18 protein-coding genes are annotated in these 18,727 nt (G+C 34.3%); 1 reads left to right on the forward strand and 17 read right to left on the reverse strand.

What is annotated here, in order from left to right:
* Window positions 1–99: 99 nt before the first annotated feature.
* From AC1TO6_RS07735 to AC1TO6_RS07765, 7 genes are all read right to left on the reverse strand, one after another.
* A complete protein-coding gene (locus tag AC1TO6_RS07735) occupies window positions 100–798 on the reverse strand; it encodes an acetyltransferase (protein WP_482101030.1) in 699 nt (232 codons plus the stop codon).
* Complete coding sequence (locus tag AC1TO6_RS07740; RefSeq protein WP_482101031.1) at window positions 779–1,447, reverse strand: PIG-L deacetylase family protein; 669 nt, start codon at window positions 1,445–1,447, stop codon at window positions 779–781. The genes AC1TO6_RS07735 and AC1TO6_RS07740 overlap by 20 nt, the downstream gene beginning before the upstream one ends.
* On the reverse strand, window positions 1,444–2,403 hold the full coding sequence (locus AC1TO6_RS07745; RefSeq protein WP_482101032.1) for a methionyl-tRNA formyltransferase: 960 nt from the start codon (window positions 2,401–2,403) through the stop codon (window positions 1,444–1,446). The genes AC1TO6_RS07740 and AC1TO6_RS07745 overlap by 4 nt, the downstream gene beginning before the upstream one ends.
* Window positions 2,404–2,405: 2 nt before the next feature.
* Window positions 2,406–2,978: a sugar transferase gene (locus AC1TO6_RS07750; RefSeq protein ID WP_482101033.1), complete on the reverse strand. Its 573-nt coding sequence runs from the start codon at window positions 2,976–2,978 to the stop codon at window positions 2,406–2,408.
* Window positions 2,979–3,063: 85 nt separating this feature from the next.
* Window positions 3,064–3,315: a hypothetical protein gene (locus AC1TO6_RS07755; RefSeq protein WP_482101034.1), complete on the reverse strand. Its 252-nt coding sequence runs from the start codon at window positions 3,313–3,315 to the stop codon at window positions 3,064–3,066.
* Between the two features lie 572 nt (window positions 3,316–3,887).
* Window positions 3,888–4,295, reverse strand: coding sequence for a hypothetical protein (locus AC1TO6_RS07760; RefSeq protein ID WP_482101035.1), 408 nt, complete (start codon window positions 4,293–4,295; stop codon window positions 3,888–3,890).
* A 536-nt stretch (window positions 4,296–4,831) separates the two neighbouring features.
* On the reverse strand, window positions 4,832–5,038 hold the full coding sequence (locus AC1TO6_RS07765) for a hypothetical protein (RefSeq protein WP_482101036.1): 207 nt from the start codon (window positions 5,036–5,038) through the stop codon (window positions 4,832–4,834).
* 100 nt (window positions 5,039–5,138) lie between these two features.
* Here AC1TO6_RS07765 and AC1TO6_RS07770 point away from each other — a divergent pair, with 100 nt between their 5' ends.
* Window positions 5,139–5,687: a transposase gene (locus AC1TO6_RS07770; RefSeq protein ID WP_482101037.1), complete on the forward strand. Its 549-nt coding sequence runs from the start codon at window positions 5,139–5,141 to the stop codon at window positions 5,685–5,687.
* Window positions 5,688–5,985: 298 nt separating this feature from the next.
* Here AC1TO6_RS07770 and AC1TO6_RS07775 read toward each other — a convergent pair whose 3' ends face one another.
* The 10 genes from AC1TO6_RS07775 to AC1TO6_RS07820 all read right to left on the reverse strand — a co-directional run bounded on the left by AC1TO6_RS07775 (window position 5,986) and on the right by AC1TO6_RS07820 (window position 18,723).
* Window positions 5,986–7,101 (reverse strand): EpsG family protein, encoded by a 1,116-nt coding sequence (locus tag AC1TO6_RS07775; protein ID WP_482101038.1) that lies wholly within the window; start codon window positions 7,099–7,101, stop codon window positions 5,986–5,988.
* Between the two features lie 1,090 nt (window positions 7,102–8,191).
* Window positions 8,192–9,481, reverse strand: coding sequence for a lipopolysaccharide biosynthesis protein (locus AC1TO6_RS07780; protein WP_482101039.1), 1,290 nt, complete (start codon window positions 9,479–9,481; stop codon window positions 8,192–8,194).
* A 227-nt stretch (window positions 9,482–9,708) separates the two neighbouring features.
* On the reverse strand, window positions 9,709–10,359 hold the full coding sequence (locus AC1TO6_RS07785) for an HAD family hydrolase (protein ID WP_482101040.1): 651 nt from the start codon (window positions 10,357–10,359) through the stop codon (window positions 9,709–9,711).
* 29 nt (window positions 10,360–10,388) lie between these two features.
* Window positions 10,389–11,126, reverse strand: coding sequence for a 3-deoxy-manno-octulosonate cytidylyltransferase (locus tag AC1TO6_RS07790; RefSeq protein WP_482101041.1), 738 nt, complete (start codon window positions 11,124–11,126; stop codon window positions 10,389–10,391).
* A 14-nt stretch (window positions 11,127–11,140) separates the two neighbouring features.
* Entirely contained in the window at window positions 11,141–12,748 is a 1,608-nt protein-coding gene (locus AC1TO6_RS07795; protein ID WP_482101042.1) for an aldolase catalytic domain-containing protein, read from the reverse strand.
* Between the two features lie 104 nt (window positions 12,749–12,852).
* Complete coding sequence (locus AC1TO6_RS07800; RefSeq protein ID WP_482101043.1) at window positions 12,853–14,241, reverse strand: mago nashi family protein; 1,389 nt, start codon at window positions 14,239–14,241, stop codon at window positions 12,853–12,855.
* A 4-nt stretch (window positions 14,242–14,245) separates the two neighbouring features.
* The gene (gene wecB, locus AC1TO6_RS07805) at window positions 14,246–15,370 is read right to left on the reverse strand and encodes a non-hydrolyzing UDP-N-acetylglucosamine 2-epimerase (RefSeq protein ID WP_482101044.1); all 1,125 of its coding nucleotides are present in this window, start codon (window positions 15,368–15,370) and stop codon (window positions 14,246–14,248) included.
* A gap of 7 nt (window positions 15,371–15,377) precedes the next feature.
* Window positions 15,378–16,487 (reverse strand): capsular polysaccharide biosynthesis protein CapF, encoded by a 1,110-nt coding sequence (locus AC1TO6_RS07810; RefSeq protein WP_482101045.1) that lies wholly within the window; start codon window positions 16,485–16,487, stop codon window positions 15,378–15,380.
* A complete protein-coding gene (locus AC1TO6_RS07815; protein WP_482101046.1) occupies window positions 16,484–17,506 on the reverse strand; it encodes a polysaccharide biosynthesis protein in 1,023 nt (340 codons plus the stop codon). Before AC1TO6_RS07815 ends, AC1TO6_RS07810 begins: the two co-directional genes overlap by 4 nt.
* 11 nt (window positions 17,507–17,517) lie before the next feature.
* The gene (locus AC1TO6_RS07820; RefSeq protein WP_482101047.1) at window positions 17,518–18,723 is read right to left on the reverse strand and encodes a glycosyltransferase family 4 protein; all 1,206 of its coding nucleotides are present in this window, start codon (window positions 18,721–18,723) and stop codon (window positions 17,518–17,520) included.
* Window positions 18,724–18,727 lie beyond the last annotated feature (4 nt).

Below are 18,727 nucleotides of genomic sequence, written 5' to 3' on the forward strand. Positions count from 1 at the left end.
ATTATTAGTTCTTCACAATAGCCATGCTTTAATTTTTGTTCGTTTCGAATTCCCGTTTAATCCGCTTACTCTCAAAAGTTCTTTGTTATGAGCAACCCGCTATTTAAAAACTCTCTTAGCAACATTATCTTTTACTTCAACCGCGGGAACACCCATTGCTATTTTATTGGAATTAACGTTTTTAACAACCAATGAACCAATGCCAATTATCGAATTTTCACCAATAGAAATCTCATCCCTAATATTTGCACCTGATCCTATATAGACTTGCTCCCCTATTTTTACTGTCCCGGAAACATTTACTCCTGGAGCAATCGTAGAATATTTACCAATAATAGTGTCATGTCCGACCGTGCAATTAATATTTAATACAACAAAGTCTTCTAAAGTTATATCCACAGTTAAAAGTGCACCTTCGGTAACGATGCAACCTTGCCCAATAGAATTTGAATTATGAGATTTAAAACTAGGATGTATAACTTGCGGAAAATTAAATTCACTCAACTTATTATACAAAATCTCTTTAATTGCTGGTTCTCCAAAGCCTAAAACCACATCTATATTTTCTTTATCTTTCATTTCAAGTAAGAATTGTGTCCCAGCCAATACATTATAACCCAATAATTCTGTACCTAATTTAACTTCATCGTCATCAATAAACCCCTGGATCTCCCACTTTTTCTCAACTTCGTTTATACATTCAATAAGACCCAATACTTCTTTACCAAAGCCACCTGCACCAACCACATAAAGTTTTCTCAAATGTATTTCATCCCTTTCATCTAATTTCTCTAACAATCATAAAAGCTTCTGCGGCTTCTACACCAATATGGGTTCCCCAATACTGAGCATGAATCTTTATAGCCTTGGCTGATCTAGGATGAGGGTATTCACGAACCTCACTCTTATATTGTTCAAGTGCTTCAACTTTCATATCCAAGTAATCAGTGATATTGACATATAAGTTTGGCATAAAAGCAGTGTGACTACGCTGTAAATTCCATTCGGTTGAAGAAGGTGTATTATAGCATATGACCTTTTTTACACTATCTTTTCCCGTAGGGCGAACAGCCACCATCACAGATTCGAATATCATTCGATGATCCTTGTTTACATCCCCGTAAAAATGCGTATAAACAATATCAGGATTAATGTTCTGTACAGCTCTTGAAATCGGAATATTCAAATCGATATGAGCCAACGTATCAAGTTTCATATCCGGTAGATCGCAATAATGGATTTCCCTAAACCCTAATACCTTCTTCACTTGATCCATTTCATTTTTTTTCTGAGCAATCATATCAGGATTGTTCTTATATTGAGTTGAAGAGCCTTCAGTCACCATTAACACATGCACTTCGTCACCATTAGCATTGTGTTTCGCTAGCGTTCCGCCCAAGCCAAGCATTTCATCATCAGGGTGCGCTGCTACAACAAGTACTTTCATTTCAACACCTCTTCCGCCAATTCTGCCATTGTAACTCCTAATGTGTGCCCGATAGGTTTTAATATAGTTGAAGCACTTTGATTTTCCCCATTTACTCCTAGGTTCCTTATTGACAATATTCCATCTACCGTCTTAATCCAAACTGCCCCACTTAAGGAAACGTAAAGGATTTGTCCTGGAACAGCTACATGTTGTTCGTTCTCTATTATTTCACTATCCCATAGAATTATTTTTTTCTTTTTGAAATATGTATAAGCTCCCGGGTAGGGAAAAGAAGTACCTCTAATCAAACAATCAATTTGTTCTGTGTTCATTTGTTGCCAATCAATAAATCCATCAACTGGAACTCTACGAGAAGTGAATGTTGCTTCTATATGATTCTGCGAGATACCAGCGACTATTCCCGCCTTAATATCAGGAATTATTGCCCCCAACATTCTGTATAGTGCCGCTATGGCTTTCTCATATAAACTAGCCGCGGTTTCACGCTTGTCCAACAAAATTCTTTCTTGTGCAATTACATCTCCCGTATCAGCACCTTCTTCTAGAAAGAATATCGACATACCCGACTCCTTGTCACCGTTAATAATTGACCATGGAATAGAAGCGCGTCCACGACCTTTAGGAAGTAGTGATGGATGTGCTCCAATGCACCCTTTGGTAGGTATCGTTAAAATATCATTTTTCACTAATTGGGATAATCCAATCACAATAATATAATCTGGTTGCAAGTTTATTAAGCCTTCAATTACTTTCTCTTCATTTACGTTTTTGAAAGTAAAGTACGGGATGTCATTATCTTTAGCCAGTGGTGATAAATCACGATAATCAGAGACGCCCACTGAATACTGGGAATTCAATGTAAAGACCGCTGTAATAGTTACGCCATCATCAATTAATGCTTTAAGTGCATGATAACTCGATTCAACAGTGCCGATAAAAACAACTTTGGTCATTATTACTTCACCCGTTTCTTCGTGAATTTATCTTCTCCAAATAAAACCACACCAATGGTTTTGAATATTATTTTCAAATCTCCCCAAAATGACTGGTGTTCAATATATTCAAGATCATATTCGATACGTTCGTCCCAACTCAAGTTGATATTTCCATTCACCTGCGCAAGCCCTGTCAAACCAGGTTTGACAATCAAACGTTTTCGTTGTCTGTCGGTGTATTCATCTACCTGAGCACGTATCGTTGGACGCGGACCAACAATACTCATGTCACCTTTTATTACATTAAGTAATTGAGGAAGTTCATCAATTTTAGTCCTACGGATAAACTTCCCAACAATTGTAACTCTTATTTTATCCTTATGAAATTCAAAATTATCTTCCGCTTGCTTATCGACTTTCATTGATCGATATTTAAGTACTACAATAGTCTTTTTATTCATCCCTACGCGATTTTGTCGAAAGAATATCGGTCCTTTAGATTCTATTTTAATAAGGATAGGAACCATTAGAAATATAGGAGACAAAAAAATTAACACAACAATGGATACAATTAAATCAAATATTCTTTTCATGGCAATGCCCGCATTTCTAAACTGTATTTTTATACGCATTCTTGAAGAGTTGAATCTATTACCTAAACCTATCAATATATTGATTCTACTCTTCTTCCGATATCCACTCATACCTTGTGTCAAGCATTATACCGAGCGATGGTGGGCACCAATTTCTCAATAGAAATTGGTGATTTTTATTTTTATTAATCTCGGCAACATACGAAACAATAAATACATCATTTGAAATTCCAAATGACTGTTTCAAATTTTGCTTCGCTTCAATACTCATTACAATACACACCGGCTCAACGCCAGCCCCGTGCACGTATTGAACGGACTCTTTGGGTATTCCCATCTTCCATGCTCGTCAGTAATCTTCATTGTTCATGGTAATAAGCGTATCATCGTGCAGTCAAAAGCTCAAGTGGATAATAAAAACCAATTCAACAAAGGAACTCCTTTATAATAATGAAACCCATGGGCAGTTTAAATAACATTTCCTTTAGATGAATGCAAAATGCCATTCGCGCTAACAATGCAGCTACCGGAGTATGAACAAGTACAAGCTCAAAGACTTCCTCAATGAATATTTTCTTCAATGACCTATACGCTTCTATATTTCCTTACTTCAATGGACTTATGCTAAACTGGAGATCTAAATAAGTATATCCAAGTTACTTAGTCCCTTTTTAACCAGGGCATCTTCCGCACCCACAGCCCACACTTCATTACCCTTTAGTGAAGATAGGACATATAGGGGGGTGTGGAAGGTTGTTAGATGGCGGTACATGGAGGCAATGATTATAGCCTTCGATGCTTTAGTACTAATCTCTGGGAATTCAGTTATATAATTGTCTCGGTTGTATACGATTACAGCTGAGGCGTAATAGTAAATAATATTAATTGATATGAACAAATAACTGGAAATCAATCTCGCTCAACTTCCAGAATATCAAAACGACTTTTCATATCATCCACCATTATTTCCATCGCTGCCACAGCCTCTTCAGACGTATCCTTCCGTACCCCAAAGTAAAACTTACACTTCGGCTCTGTCCCAGACGGTCTAACACACACCCAAGAACCATCCTCAAGTAAGAACTTTAAAACATCCGCTTTTATCAACGTCAATTTCTCAATCGTTCCATCCCTAAGGCGTCTTGTCCCCGCTTTATAATCCTCAATAGCACTTACAGTAACGCAAGCTATAGATAGCGGTGGAACCTGACGAAGCTTTTCCATAATTACCGCAATCTTCTCTTGTCCATCGTTCCCTGTAAGCGTCAACGACTCCAGCGCTTCCCGGTAATGTCCTAGCTCATCACAGAGCTCCATCAGGCCATCGTACATCTATTTACCAATAGACTTATAGTAAGCAGCCATTTCCGCAGTTAACAACGCAGCCTGGACTTCATCATTATCCCGTGCGAATGTGCCAATCAAAAAGCCATGGCTTGCTTCGTATCCGAATAATTAAAATAGTGCCCAATAGCGTTGCACAGCTATAAAATCACTTACAAATAATAGTGTTATACCTCCAAAGTGTTTGAAAAATTCAGAAAGGGAGCTCCGCCTGTAGAATAATTACTGATGACTAAACCAGTTTTTATTACACAGAAAGGAGACTCCCTATGGGAAGCTTAGACCATAACTTAGTCTTTCGTCAATACTTATCCTTGCTGCCGGTTACTTAATTGGCGTGTCCATTGATGAACTACGACGAAAAAAGTTAACGGATTTTGCTTTGGTAAAAGCATTTATAGTAGGCATCTTATGCAAGTGGAATAGCCATCGAGTAATTGCTGAAAATATTCGTTCCAATAACTCATTACAAAGGGAATTGGATCTACAATCTATTAGCTATTCACAAATTAGTCGTCGACTTTTCGATATAAATACAATACAGCCGTCCAATTGGAGGCGCTGTCAGGCAACTTAACATAGGTACCATCGATAATACGAATAATACCTACGTTAGTATTTATACCAACGGCATGTCTTTGTAAATTCCAGTAGGACTTAGTTAGCTGGCCGAGTAAGTCCACTAGATGCGAAATTGAATATTTCTCTGAAGCCATCCACCCATTTTGGTTTTATGGGCGTAGCCTCGATCCATGACATATAAAGCGTCATCATCAATAAGGTAATTTACTGCGTCTGAGTCAGCAATATCTCCTGTTGAAGCAATCACTTTTTCAGGAACTATACACCTACTCATCCCAATGTCAGTTGTCGATTCAAACAAGTCCAGAGATTCTACGTAATATAGAGTTTAAAGATTCGGAAGGAACAACGTTCCATTTAATTACAAATCGTCCGGATTTGAGTGAAGAAGATATTCTGGAAACATATAAAAATCGTTGGTACATAGAGCTTTTCTTTAAATGCATTAAGCAACATTTGAAACTCAATCATATATTTAGTCAGTCTCCCAAAGGTATCTGGAACCAGATGTACATTACATTAATAGTCTTTGCTTTGATTGAGATTATACGGTTAACTCACCAGCCTAAAAAATCAGCTTGGAAATTTCCACGACAAATGCGAGTCTATTTATTCAGACCCATCAGCAAGCCTTTAGCAAGTTCTAATCGTCGCTTAAAGAAAAGTAAAGGTAGACAAAAAAATTCGGAGTGCATTCCAATTCTAATGAATTACGGAGAAAATGTAGCAATCGTCTCCCCCATTACTAAAGAGCACTTCACAAATAAAGAGAAGAAAATTTAAAAATTTAAATTCCTATTTTGGTGGAGAGTTTTCTCATTTATTTTTGCATTGTATTATTTTTCATTAATTAATATTATTTGTAAGCTATGCAACGCTAGTGGGTACCTGTAATCATGCCTCAATAAAAGACGAACAATTCATCCCATTAAAAAACACATGTTAGTCAGACAGATACCCATAAATCAGATTTTGATTATTTTATTATAAAGTGGTAGTTTATATTCTGAATACTTTCAAGCACAGCGTACCTAATAAACTATTGAAATATCATTACTACCCCGTTTGATCCAAAGGCGTATTAATTAACTAGGTCATAATACTTGTTGTGATAAATGTAATTGTCTTTATTATCTAAATGAATATAAGGTGTTATTATTGAATCACCGTTAGGATCTGAAAAATTTTTCTCCATTGCGTCTAAATTTTTGAACAAGAACGCAAAACATAATACAAATATACAATATAAATACATCACCTTCGTTAACGATTTTCGATATAAATACATAACGTTTGCCAATATGATTACGTCCAGGTATTGTCCATATATCGATAATCTTGATGCTGTTAATTCCGAAAACTGAAAAATAAAATATAGACACAAGGAGACGATATATACATTTAGTATCCTCTTTGAAAAATCATTTTGTTTACTGAAATAATCATAATAAAAGAAAGCTACAATAAGGAAAAACAATCTTCCAAAACCAGAAAAATCAAATAAGTTTAATGAGTATTCTCCATTTAAATAAACTCCGAATCTATTGAAAAACGGTAACCATGTCATCTTACTTAACAAGATTCCCACAGGTAATACTGAAAACATTAAACTAAAGATTGTTAGAGTAAGTAATCTTTTTTTGTTCCATCTCATCTTTGATATAAAATAGAGAAATATCAGCATTAATGCCGACGAGTGTATTAGGGATAACAACAAAGTAATGACAATAAACTTCAAACTTTTATCCTTTTTAATTGCTCCCAACAGGTAATAAACTCCAATTACCAGTGTTACTCCCTGCCTTATTCCACTGAATGTCCAGGTTAAGTAGTAAAAACTGAAATAAAGCACTATTGATAAAGTTGGATTTTCACTATACTTCTTACAAGTTTTATAAACAAAAAGGAGGTTTATTGTAGAAAAAACAATTAAATATTGTTGATACTCTAATCCAATGGATTTTATAAATGCACCTATTACTCGAAATCCAACTTCGGTTGAATCTATACCAAAATTAAATTCATGGATTGCTGAAAACTTCAGCCTGTCATAAAGGTATTGGTAGGCAAAGAAATCAGTACCTATACCGTACCTGAAAAATGCTAATAAGGCTAAAACAAGTATGAACAAAACTGATAAAATTTTCTTATTGAAAATGGAAAAAAAGGCACCAATTGCTAAAACTGAATAGTACATAGCACATATATCTCCTTGCTTGATTAAATCGGAATAATACCACTATACCAAACACAGTAGATAATAGGAACACTATTAAAGTTTTGCATACCGATGTTTGTCAAGATAGTTGTCTCAAATAGCTTTTTTAGTTGATTAGTTATTTAATCGAATCAGTTCGCAACTTTTCTTTCATCGGATTCAAAGCGACTGATTCATGCAGACTCCAGTTTCTAGTTGATTTTGACCAGCATTCTGGATGTTTTTATTTTGCCAGTTGGGGTATGACCATCACCAAGCGACAAAGCAGGTTTGGAAAAATACTTCATTTTATGAGTATCGACTATATAGTAGGCAGAAATGTGTTTGTCGCGTCTAGGCTCCAGCGCCTAGGGGCTGGAGCTTTTGTTGCCATTCACCAGAGGAGGATTTGTGATGAATTTATTAATTAAAGAGTCGCCACTTCAAGTGCTTTCGTCGCTTGCGATGCAAGTTGGATTAAATGAGGCCTTTTTACTTCAGCATCTGCATTTTTGATCGCTCATTTCGCAGAATGTGCGGGATGGGCATAAGTGGGTTTACAAAACATATGATGAGTGGAAAAACGAAAAGTTCCCATTTTGGTCTGTCGATACGATTAAAAGAGCGATTCGTAGACTGGAAGATTGCAGCTATATCATTTCGACTGCTTCGTACAATCGGATGAAAATGGACAAGACGAAATGGTACCGCATTAATTAAACAAATCTGCTAAGTTTAGTTATATCTTAAAAGTTCATTTTTATTTACTCTCACAAAGTATGATCCTGTAACGTCTAGTAATGACTGAGCTTTAATGATATACAATTCTTGAGCTATTTCCCGACTCTTATTTCCATACTCAGCGTTCCTGCACTGTCCTCAATTAAACGCAACTATATTAGAGTTGTCAGGATCTTTATTGCTAAATATCCGCATGTGACTATTTCAATATTGCAATTGTTGAAATAAACACATAGCCCTTCTTTGATGTCCGCTCCGTAACCGTTACTGAACTATTTATAAAAGGGCTAAATACGCTATCTATTCAAATAACTAATTAAAATACATCTCCAATTCTTTTCCTTTCATCTTAATTTCTGCCTACAAAGGACCTACTTTTATAGAGTGTTATTGAAATAAGAGTCAAATTTAGAAGTGCATCAGCTATACCGAAAAGAGCTAAAGCAACAATATCACTAGAGAATACGTAATAACCTACTATTAACATAGTGAACTTTAAAAACAATGAAGTAATTGTATACTTTAAATGAAAAGCTTGTGCTGACAAAACAGGTAAGGACCTAACACTAGGCTTACTGATAAACTCAAAAAAACTTCCTATAGCTATCCACCTAGCATATTCCCCTGCTCTTATCCATTCCTCACCAAAAACCAATCCAAAACTCCATGGACCAAAAAAAATTATTGCTATATATGGAAGAATTCCTACTGCAGCAAGCGAAAGTGTCGCCTTTTTAATTAATTTTGTAATATTTTCGTTATTGTTTGCTGCATTAGATATTCTAGGATAGAACACATCCCCAACAGACTTACCTAGGAGTTGCATTGGAACATTTAATACCATTCTAGTTATAGTATAAAATCCAGCAGAAATGGAACCAAAAAAAGTTGTTAATAATAAAATTGGAAGACTTGCCGAAAGTACACTCAAGGAAATCTCAGGTGCTCTAAAAATCGGGAAATCTTTATATTTTCGAGCAACTATTTTAATAGGAACTTTTTTTCTTTCTAAAATATTTTCTTCATTTTTTTTATAGCCAAGACTAAATAAGAACATAAAGAAGGCTCTTAAACTTTCTTTTAAAGCTGATAATACAATTAAAACTGGGGCAGTTGGAAAAAACAAACCAATAGTTGCTTGTCCCCCATACATTACTATTGATTGTGAGATCATTGCTTTAGCTGAAACTTTGAATTGCCCTTTTCGAATTAACCACTGCTCTATCACTTGCAATAATCCTGCTGAAAAAATTACTACCGGGATCAAGTATAAATAAGGGATAAATTCTTCAATGTTAAATAAATACATAATTCGTTGACCAAATAATAACAATAATAATCCAATTAATAAGGAAATAACAGTCGTAATCCATATAGAAAGTCTTATTAAAGCCTTTGCATCTTCATCTTTTTTTGGTAATACAATTGCAATTGGATATGCAAGTGCAGCGATAGGAACGAAAATTGAAACAATTGCTATGAAAGCCCCCATCATCCCATAAGCTTCTGGTCCATACAGTCTAGTAATAATTGGTGCTAGTGAAAATGCTATTAATTGCGCAGCTACAGTTCCCGAAGATAGAATTATTACATTTTGCACAAATGGTTTTCTTATAAGTTTAATTAATCTTCTTTTCATCTTATCATAATCCTTCTTACTTAATGAGTTAATTTCACAATCCAGTGACCTTGGGACTCAAGGCTTTGTAGGCATAAAAAATAGAGCACCTCTCCAAATCCTGAATAATATTAGTTACTACACAAACTGGGGAGATACCCTACGTCCATTATATGATAACTAGCCTAACACAGGGGGATTTCTAGGAGTACTACTTAATAATTCCTACTATTGGATTTCACTGAAATTTATAATAGTTCTTCAAGCTTATTAATATAAAAGATTGATTCATTTTTACATATTTCATCCTGCTCTGGTGATTGCACAGTATAATTAGACATGTAGATAAAATCAAGTTTATGTTCTTTTGCAGTTTGCATATCAGAAACAGCATCCCCAATAAACAATCCTTTTTTAGTGATGGACTGTCTCAGTATTTTAGAGGTAGACTCCGACTTAGTTTTAGGAGACCCATAAATCCCGTTAAAATATTTAAAAAGGCCTCTCAATTTAAATGCATGATTAAGTTCTTCTTCATCACTGCCGGATGCAACGTATAGAGCCTTTCCTTTGCTAAATAATTGAGTTAGTAACTTTTCACATCCAGGTGTTATATCGGCGGTTCGATAGATTTCTCGACATTCTTTCGCATAGTTTGATAAATAAGTTTGATACTTTTCTTCATCAAAAGGCTCATTCGCAAATTCGCTAAAAAACTCTTTGAATTTCACATATCTAGAAATACCAAAAGATTCATTGCAATACTTCACGAATCTTCTCACTATATCTGGATGGTATTCCGAAACTACTTTTCCGAAAGCTTCGGATTTTTTCTGATTAACATCCATTAGCACCCCGTCACAATCAAATATAATTATTTCATAGCAATCTATATTCATGACCTCACACCTCGGTTCTTTTATTAATTTTATTTTATTATGCCACGTTCTCTTATCGCTTTTTCCACACGCACTACATCTTCAGGGTTATCCACAGCGATTGAATCATCGGATAGCTCAATCATTCTCACGTCCCACCCGAGTTCAAGAAAACGAAGAATTTCAATATCTTCAATACTTTCTAACTCTGTTTTTTGAGACACATCCGCAAAGTCCCTTAGCGCTTCTCGTGGAAAAGCATAAACACAAACTTGTCGCCAAGATTTCTCAAAACTCAAGGATTTTGTTGTTGGAATCGAAGCTCGAGACATATACAGGAGTCTTCCATCAGGACGAAAAACAACTTTTGGCGTAGAACTGCTACGGAATTGTTCTTCTTGTGTAATTTCAGCGTATCCATTTAGAATTTCCCCTGGATACAACGTAATTTTTTCTATAATATGTTTTAAATCAAGCGGATTAAATAAGGGTTCATCCCCTTGAACATTAATAAATACGTCCGCATCAATTTCATTAGCACATTCAGCAATTCGATCAGTTCCTGTTAAGCAACCTTCAGATGTCATTATTGTTTGAATACCATACGAACGACATACTTTCTCAATACGAGAATCATCTGTTGCAACATATACTTTTTCTGGAGGGCACGCTTTAATACATTGCTGGAATGTTCGAACAATCATTGGTATTCCTGATAATTCAATAAGTGGTTTCCCTGGAAGTCGAGATGATTGATATCTTGCGGGTATAATAACACAGTAATCCACTTTGGAACCTCCTTTTAAATAGAATATACCGAACTTGATTGAATTTTATATTGTGTAGGTGTAATGGATATTACGGGTGGAGCACTCTCAGTTTGAGAAAATTGCTTAAATATAAGATTTACTTCTTCAGTTCTAACATCACCTACACCATAACCATCAAATCCTGCTAATAGTATTCGTGAAGTTTTCCCACTAGCAGCAGCAGCAAGGACATATGATAACACTAATGAATTCGGTAAGACAGCATAATTCCCCATGAATTTAAACGTATTCTCTTCAACAGCCAAACCAAAGTCAAGCACTCTTGTTTGTTTATAAGATTGCTTAATACGATCAGACATCATTGAAAGGGGCATCATAACTGGTTGAGAAAGATTTTTGTGTGCAGCACTGTCTGCCAGTATACGTACCGGATGACTAGCAGCCCTAGCATTAATGAGTTCTGAAGAAATATGTTCTTTTGTATTTAAAACAATAACATAAGGCTCCACTTTTCGAATATATTCTTCTATGGCATATTTATGTTTAGCTACACTCGATCCAGCACCAATAATTAGGACTTCTCTTCCCGAAAGTATGTCGCTTGGTTTCCATGTACCCTTTGGCTCACCCATATAAAAGTTACGAGCAGCTTCTAATGTGTTAATATTAAACTTTTTACCTCCTTGAGATTTTAAGTATTCTATTACAATTAATAAATCCTCTGCATCATAACGAGAATCACTGATCATTTCTTGAATATATGTTGGGTGAATACCATATTTACCCGAAAGATAATAATAAGTATTTGTACCCCATCCATACTTTATTTGCGCTGGTTTAAAGTAGTATTCTATAACTTTTAGCAATGGTGTAATATTTAATGAAACGTTTCGAATTTCCTCTAATTCAATTGCTAGATATTCCGTTTTAGCATTTCCTGGACCTCTTCCCATACCAGTTACAGTACCGTCAATCCAAGTTGCCCCTTCTTCAACTGCTATCATCGAGTTTGCCAATGCCAACCCCATATTATCATGTGTATGAATGCCTAATGGTCCTCTCCATACTTCTCGAATGGTCTGAATGATAGCAGTTGTTTGATCGGGATTAAGTCCACCCATACTATCCGCAAAATATAAAACATCTAATGGATAATCATTGGCAGCTGAGGCTAAATCCATAATTTCCTGTGTAGTTCTATCAGCGATTTGCATTAAATTAAAACCTACAATATAACCTTTCTTCTTTAACCAAATTGCTGCTGGTAAAGTTTCTTTAAATTCATGAACATGACAAGCCACACGTACAAATGTCAGTGGTGACTCATCTGCAGATGTAAAGAGTTCATTTAAGGCCGCATCAATTCCTTTAGAATGATTAAGTAATTCACTTGCATTAACCATAACGCCTACCTTTAAGTCAGCCGGTATGGATAAACTTTGAATAAAGCTATCAGTTGTATATGCAAAAGCACCCTTAAATCCTTCTTCACCAAAACTTCGTAGTCCTAATTCTACATAATCGATGGCAATTTCACTCATTGCTTTTAAATAATCTTCAACCAAAGAAGGTTCGAAATCCCAAGAATTATAATAACCACCATCTCTTAAAGTACAATCTAGTAAATTTATATTTGTCATATGCGCATCCTTCCAATCTTAGGTACTTATTTATCAAAATAATAATTCAATTATTTAATTACTATCTATTTAAATGAATTTTTATAATAATGATGACTCACCCTTCACTTAATACTTTGTTCTCTTAGCCAGTTAAAAAGTTCTAATGTACTATAAAATACATTGATTTTTTTATCTTGCAATGAAGGAAATGTGTTAAAAATAGCAGTATCTTTCTCGTTTATCAGAATTGCACTAACTTTAGAATCGTTGTATACTGCCTCAAGAAGTGTAGTAGACTTTCTAGCAAAGCAGATATTGTTATTCAAAGCATCTTTGATACTTTCAATAAATATTATTCGATTATTAAATTTCTTATAATTATTTTTCATATCTTTAGGATGTAATTTTACATATAATTGTAAGTGTTCCTGTTCTAGCAATGGAAGCAACTTATTTATTATTTCAATATTCACATTAACATCCCTTGGTTCAGTAAAGAATACTATATTTTCACTCTTGCTTTCAATACTTTGCGATTGCTTAAACATTTTCCAAGAGATTTTTTCATCATATATAAACTTATTTGTGCTATAGAGTTGATTAAGGTGTTCTTCAGCTTTTTTACTAGTGGTATAAAATATATTACAAGTAAAACCATAGGGTAATTTAAATCCGTATTCTAGACCATGTGGAATACATACAGTATTGATATTATATTTATCTGCTATCCCCTCTTCAATAATGGCAAATCTATCTAGATTATTTCCTGTAAAGAAAGTTTTACCACTATTCATTAAGAAATACCTATCTAGCATGTTCTCATATAATAACGAATGAACTATACGCTTACCATAGTATTTAAATGTATCTTTAGCAGATTCCTTACCTATTTTTTCATTTACAAAACTAGTATAACTCCTTATTTCATTGTAAGATTTAATCCAAGATTTGATTACCCATGAAATTCTCACTCTTTTATTAAAATACTTATATATAGACCGATTGCTTTTATAGTCTTCAATTTCAATATCTATTTCGATAATTGAATTCATTCTTTTCTTGGCGGCAGAAGTCCGAATAACTGAAAATTTTTTATCTCTTTGATTGATTTTACTAGTATATGGAATCAAAATCATTCTCCATAATAGAAATAATGCAGAAGCAATTAAGTAAAAATGCCCCATAAAAGTTTTCTTATAGCTTATACTTTTTCGCTTTCCAATCACTTTGACATCATTTTTTTTCCCAACATCTATAATTATTGGATACAATACATCATCAATATCTTTAATTTCAATTAATTCTATTCTATTTTTCTTAATAAATAATTCGAGGGCCATAGCTGGTTGTGAATACCTCAAGAAAACTTCATTGACTATTGGAATATCAGATTTATAATTATACACATTGGCGTCACTATATCTATAAAGCTCATTTGTGAAAAAGTCATTGAATTCAAAAGTGTTCTCTCCAAAATAAAATTTATGTTCTTTAACTAATAATTTCCTCAAATTATTAATTCCCCCAAACAATCCTATTCACATAATCCGTATAAGATAGAATTATTCGCAACACTTTATCGGACACGTTAGGCATACTATAGTCTCCAACAAGCCTTAAAGTATCTTTTTCTTGAGTTTCCAATACTTCTAGACCTTGTAATACTCTTTTTTTAGTAAGACCTACCATCATTACAGATGCCTCTTCCATCGCCTCAGGTCTTTCATGAGCTTGTCTAATATTAAGCGCTTTAAACCCTAGAATAGAGGATTCTTCACTAATCGTTCCACTATCACTAAGAACAGCTTTAGCTTTAATTTGTAGTTTGACATAGTCATTGAATCCTAAAGGTTTCATTGTTTTCACCAATGGATTAAACTCTATACCCTTAGCATTTATCATATTTTGAGTTCTAGGGTGTGTACTTACAATCACAGGCAGATTATACTTTTCTGCAACTGCATTTAAACTATCAACTAAATTCATGAAATTAGTTTCCGAACTAATATTTTCTTCTCTGTGTGCAGATACTACAAAATATTTTCCTTCTTCAAGGTCTAATCTCTCTAACACATCTGATTTTTCAATATCATCTTTTCTAGAATCTAGAACTTCAAACATCGGGCTTCCTGTCTTAATAATTCGATCCGCAGGTAGTCCTTCTCTTAATAAATATTCCCTAGCGATATCACTATAAGTTAGATTAATATCAGCTGTATGATCTACAATTTTTCTATTCGTTTCTTCTGGCACTCTTTGGTCAAAGCATCTATTTCCCGCTTCCATATGGAATATCGGAATTTGTCTTCTTTTCGCTGCAATTGCACATAAACAACTGTTTGTATCCCCCAACACTAAAAAGGCATCTGGCTTTACTTTTGCCATAATAGGATCTATTTTAATTAATATATTACCTATAGTTTCTATCGCTGTTCCAGTAGCTGCATTAAGGAAATAATCAGGTTTTCTTAAATTAAAATCTTTAAAAAATACTTCATTTAATTCATAATCATAATTCTGTCCCGTATGAACAAGTATATGTTCAATAGCATTAGACTCTTCTAATTTATTGATTACAGCTGAAAGTCGTATTATCTCTGGTCTAGTACCAACAACTGTCATGACTTTTAATTTCTTCATAATTGCCTCACACCTCCAAAAAGTTTGTATCTGGAACTTCAGGATTAAAACTCTCATTCACCCACATAACAGTAACTAAGTTGTCCTCTCCTGTATTAACTATAGAATGTGTATAACCTACAGGTATATCAACCACTTGCAGCTTTTCACCACTAACTTTATATTCTATGATTTCAACTGTATTAATTTTTCTAAATCTTATCAATCCATGACCACTTACTACAAGAAACTTTTCGTTTTTCGTGTGATGCCAGTGATTACCTTTTGTAATACCTGGTTTAGAAACATTCACAGAAACTTGTCCTCTATCAGGGGTTCTTAAAAACTCTGTAAAAGAACCTCTTTTGTCTATGTTCATTTTTAAATCGTATGCAAACTGATCTTTAGGTAAAAAGCTTAAATATGTACTATAAAGTTTTTTAGTTAGTGCATCATCCATATTAGGAACGCTTAAATTTGTTCTAGACTCTTTAAAACCTCTAATAAGATTTGCTAAGGTCCCTAATTTAATCGTGTACGCCGTTTTTACAGAACAATAATTATCATGTTTATTAGGTATTCCTTCTAGAGTTTTCACAAATTCTTCTAATACATCATCTATATAACACAGAGTAAGTTCTGCGTCTGAATTATTAACCTGAATATCTAAATCTCTAGCTATATTGTAACAATACGTCGCAACAACCGTATTATAGTTAGGTTTACTCCACTTTCCAAATAAATTGGGAAGCCTATATACAAATACTTCTGCACCCGTTTCTAATGAGTGTTCGAACAATAAATTCTCTCCAGCTTTCTTGCTGATACCGTATGGATTATCTTTTTCAGCTTGGATAGATGAAGTAATTAGTATAGGTGATTTGTTATTATGCTTTTTTAGTAGTTCCAGTAATTCAGATGTAAAACCATAGTTTCCATCCATAAACTCTTTTTCATTCTCTGGTCTATTTACTCCAGCTAAGTGGTATACAAAGTCGCATTTCTTTGTATACTCTTCCAAGTCTTTCAACGTAAGATTTCTTGTATACAAAAATAAATCTTCATATCCCTGGTTTTTCAGCTCAGCAACTAAGTTTTTACCGAGGAATCCTCCAGCACCCGTTACAAGAATTTTCACTTGTGGCTCCACCCTTTCAATTCACTCTGTATGTAAGGGAGTTCTAAGAGCTTACCTTTAATTTGTTCTATTGAAAGTCGATATGTATTGTGTGAGTTGTATTCTTCATCTGTAGAAAGTTTTTCATTACCTTCCTCGAAGTATTTATCATAGTTAAGATCACGATTATCTGCTGGGACTCTGTAGAAACCATCTAAGTCATCTGAAACAACATGTTCTTCCCTTGTAAGGAGGGTTTCGAATAGTTTTTCACCGTGTCTGGTACCTATAAGCTTCACTTCATTATCTGCATTAAAAATTTCTTTTACTGCTTGTGCCAAATCTTCGATTGTCGAAGCCGGGGATTTTTGAACCATAATATCGCCTGCTTCAGCATTCTTAAATGCAAAAACTACAAGTTCAACTGCTTCTTCAAGACTCATTAAGAATCGTGTCATTTCTGGATCTGTTACTGTTAGTGGCTTACCAGCTTTAATCTGTTCTACGAAAAGTGGAATAACTGATCCACGGGAAGCCATAACATTACCATACCTTGTACCGCAGATGAGTGTTTTATCAGGAGAGACGGTTTTTGCTTTAGCAACAAATACCTTTTCCATCATTGCTTTTGAAATTCCCATTGCATTAATTGGATAGGCTGCTTTATCTGTTGATAGACATATGACTTTTTTCACTCCGTATTCAATTGACGCGTTCAATACGTTTTCTGTACCGATAACATTTGTTTTTACGGCTTCCATTGGAAAAAACTCGCATGATGGAACTTGTTTAAGTGCTGCAGCATGAAATACATAATCGACTTCATTCATTGCATACTTTACACTTGCAAGATCACGAACATCCCCGATATAAAACTTTAACTTTTCATTATTATATAGCTTCCGCATATCATCTTGTTTCTTTTCATCACGTGAAAAAATACGTACTTCTTTAATATCTGTATCCAAGAATCTCTCCATAACTGCATTGCCAAATGATCCCGTTCCACCGGTTATAAGTAAGGTTTTGTCTTTAAACATAATATCTCATCCTATCTGTCAAAATGCTTCATTATAATTTCATAAGATTTAGAGACATGGAAATTACTCTCTAAGTATCTTCTGCCGTTGTCCCCAAGAATATGTAAAAGCTTTCTATCATTTATAATCATATCAACCGTTTCCCCAAATAATTTCTCATCACCGGCAGGAGTGAAATACCCGCATTCCGCGTCGTTAATGATATCTTTCAGATCAGTATTAATATCTGTAACTGCTAACACAGGCTTTGAACTATTCATATAGGCTGTCAATCTAGAAGGTATGTTTGGGATAGTGAATCGCTCATCCAAATAAATCATTCCAACATCTGCTGCCCTTACTAGTTCGTCATATTGATCTTTCTGCATATAGCTTTCCAGACGAATATTATTTGGTTTGTTTAATTCTATATATTGTTTAATTTTATTGTAATCTGTTCCAGAACCAACAATTAAGAAGTAGACATCCTTTTGATTTTTGTATAGATCTATCGATTTAATTAGAAAATCAATTCCTTGAGGTTTACCCAGGTTTCCCCCATAAATAAAAAGAAGGGATTCGTCAGGTATATTGAACGTTTCTTTTACATTTTTTTTATTAATATCCATTTTTAACACTGATGGGATTATTGTATTTGGATTCACTTCGATTTTTTCCCCATCAATTTCAGGATTATGTTTGAGCAAAAATTGCCTATTACCTTCAGACATACACCCAATGAAATCGCTAATTTGATATAGTGCCTTTTCTTTCTTCTTGAAAAATTTATGAATAATACCATTTTGTTTTATTAGAGCAATATCAATAGCATTTTGAGGGAATATATCTTTTAATAATAAATACGTTGTAGAGTTTTGTGTGTCTTTGAAGTACTTAATTACTTTCTCAAATGTAATCGGTGGTGTGGAATATAATACTAGATCAAATTTCTTGTCGGCCAAATGTTTTTTTATTGCTTTAATGAACTGACTTTCAAGTTGAAGGATACTAATCCCTTTTTCAACCACATTCGTTTTCGTCACATTTCCGGTTCGAACCCTTAATACTGGTATTGACCTATGTGAGATTAGTTCTGTTGGATTCTTATTTCTTTTCTCCCTTTGACAAACCACGGTAACATTATGGCCGTTCCTATTGAACTCCGACATTAAATCAGTATACAAATTCGTTTGCATTTCATTTTCCGGATACGCCAATGTAACTAATAAAATATTCATATTA

This window comes from Sporosarcina sp. Y352, from assembly GCF_056786535.1.

What these genes read in the sequence shown, in the direction of transcription:
- AC1TO6_RS07740 (WP_482101031.1), bottom strand. Translation starts at nt 1,447, where the DNA reads ATGAAAGTACTTGTTGTAGCAGCGCACCCTGATGATGAAATGCTTGGC.
- AC1TO6_RS07745 (WP_482101032.1), bottom strand. Translation starts at nt 2,403, where the DNA reads ATGACCAAAGTTGTTTTTATCGGCACTGTTGAATCGAGTTATCATGCA.
- AC1TO6_RS07750 (WP_482101033.1), bottom strand. Translation starts at nt 2,978, where the DNA reads ATGAAAAGAATATTTGATTTAATTGTATCCATTGTTGTGTTAATTTTT.
- AC1TO6_RS07755 (WP_482101034.1), bottom strand. Translation starts at nt 3,315, where the DNA reads ATGGGAATACCCAAAGAGTCCGTTCAATACGTGCACGGGGCTGGCGTT.
- AC1TO6_RS07760 (WP_482101035.1), bottom strand. Translation starts at nt 4,295, where the DNA reads ATGGAGCTCTGTGATGAGCTAGGACATTACCGGGAAGCGCTGGAGTCG.
- AC1TO6_RS07765 (WP_482101036.1), bottom strand. Translation starts at nt 5,038, where the DNA reads ATGGCTTCAGAGAAATATTCAATTTCGCATCTAGTGGACTTACTCGGC.
- AC1TO6_RS07775 (WP_482101038.1), bottom strand. Translation starts at nt 7,101, where the DNA reads ATGTACTATTCAGTTTTAGCAATTGGTGCCTTTTTTTCCATTTTCAAT.
- AC1TO6_RS07780 (WP_482101039.1), bottom strand. Translation starts at nt 9,481, where the DNA reads ATGAAAAGAAGATTAATTAAACTTATAAGAAAACCATTTGTGCAAAAT.
- AC1TO6_RS07785 (WP_482101040.1), bottom strand. Translation starts at nt 10,359, where the DNA reads ATGAATATAGATTGCTATGAAATAATTATATTTGATTGTGACGGGGTG.
- AC1TO6_RS07795 (WP_482101042.1), bottom strand. Translation starts at nt 12,748, where the DNA reads ATGACAAATATAAATTTACTAGATTGTACTTTAAGAGATGGTGGTTAT.
- wecB (WP_482101044.1), bottom strand. Translation starts at nt 15,370, where the DNA reads ATGAAGAAATTAAAAGTCATGACAGTTGTTGGTACTAGACCAGAGATA.
- AC1TO6_RS07815 (WP_482101046.1), bottom strand. Translation starts at nt 17,506, where the DNA reads ATGTTTAAAGACAAAACCTTACTTATAACCGGTGGAACGGGATCATTT.
- AC1TO6_RS07820 (WP_482101047.1), bottom strand. Translation starts at nt 18,723, where the DNA reads ATGAATATTTTATTAGTTACATTGGCGTATCCGGAAAATGAAATGCAA.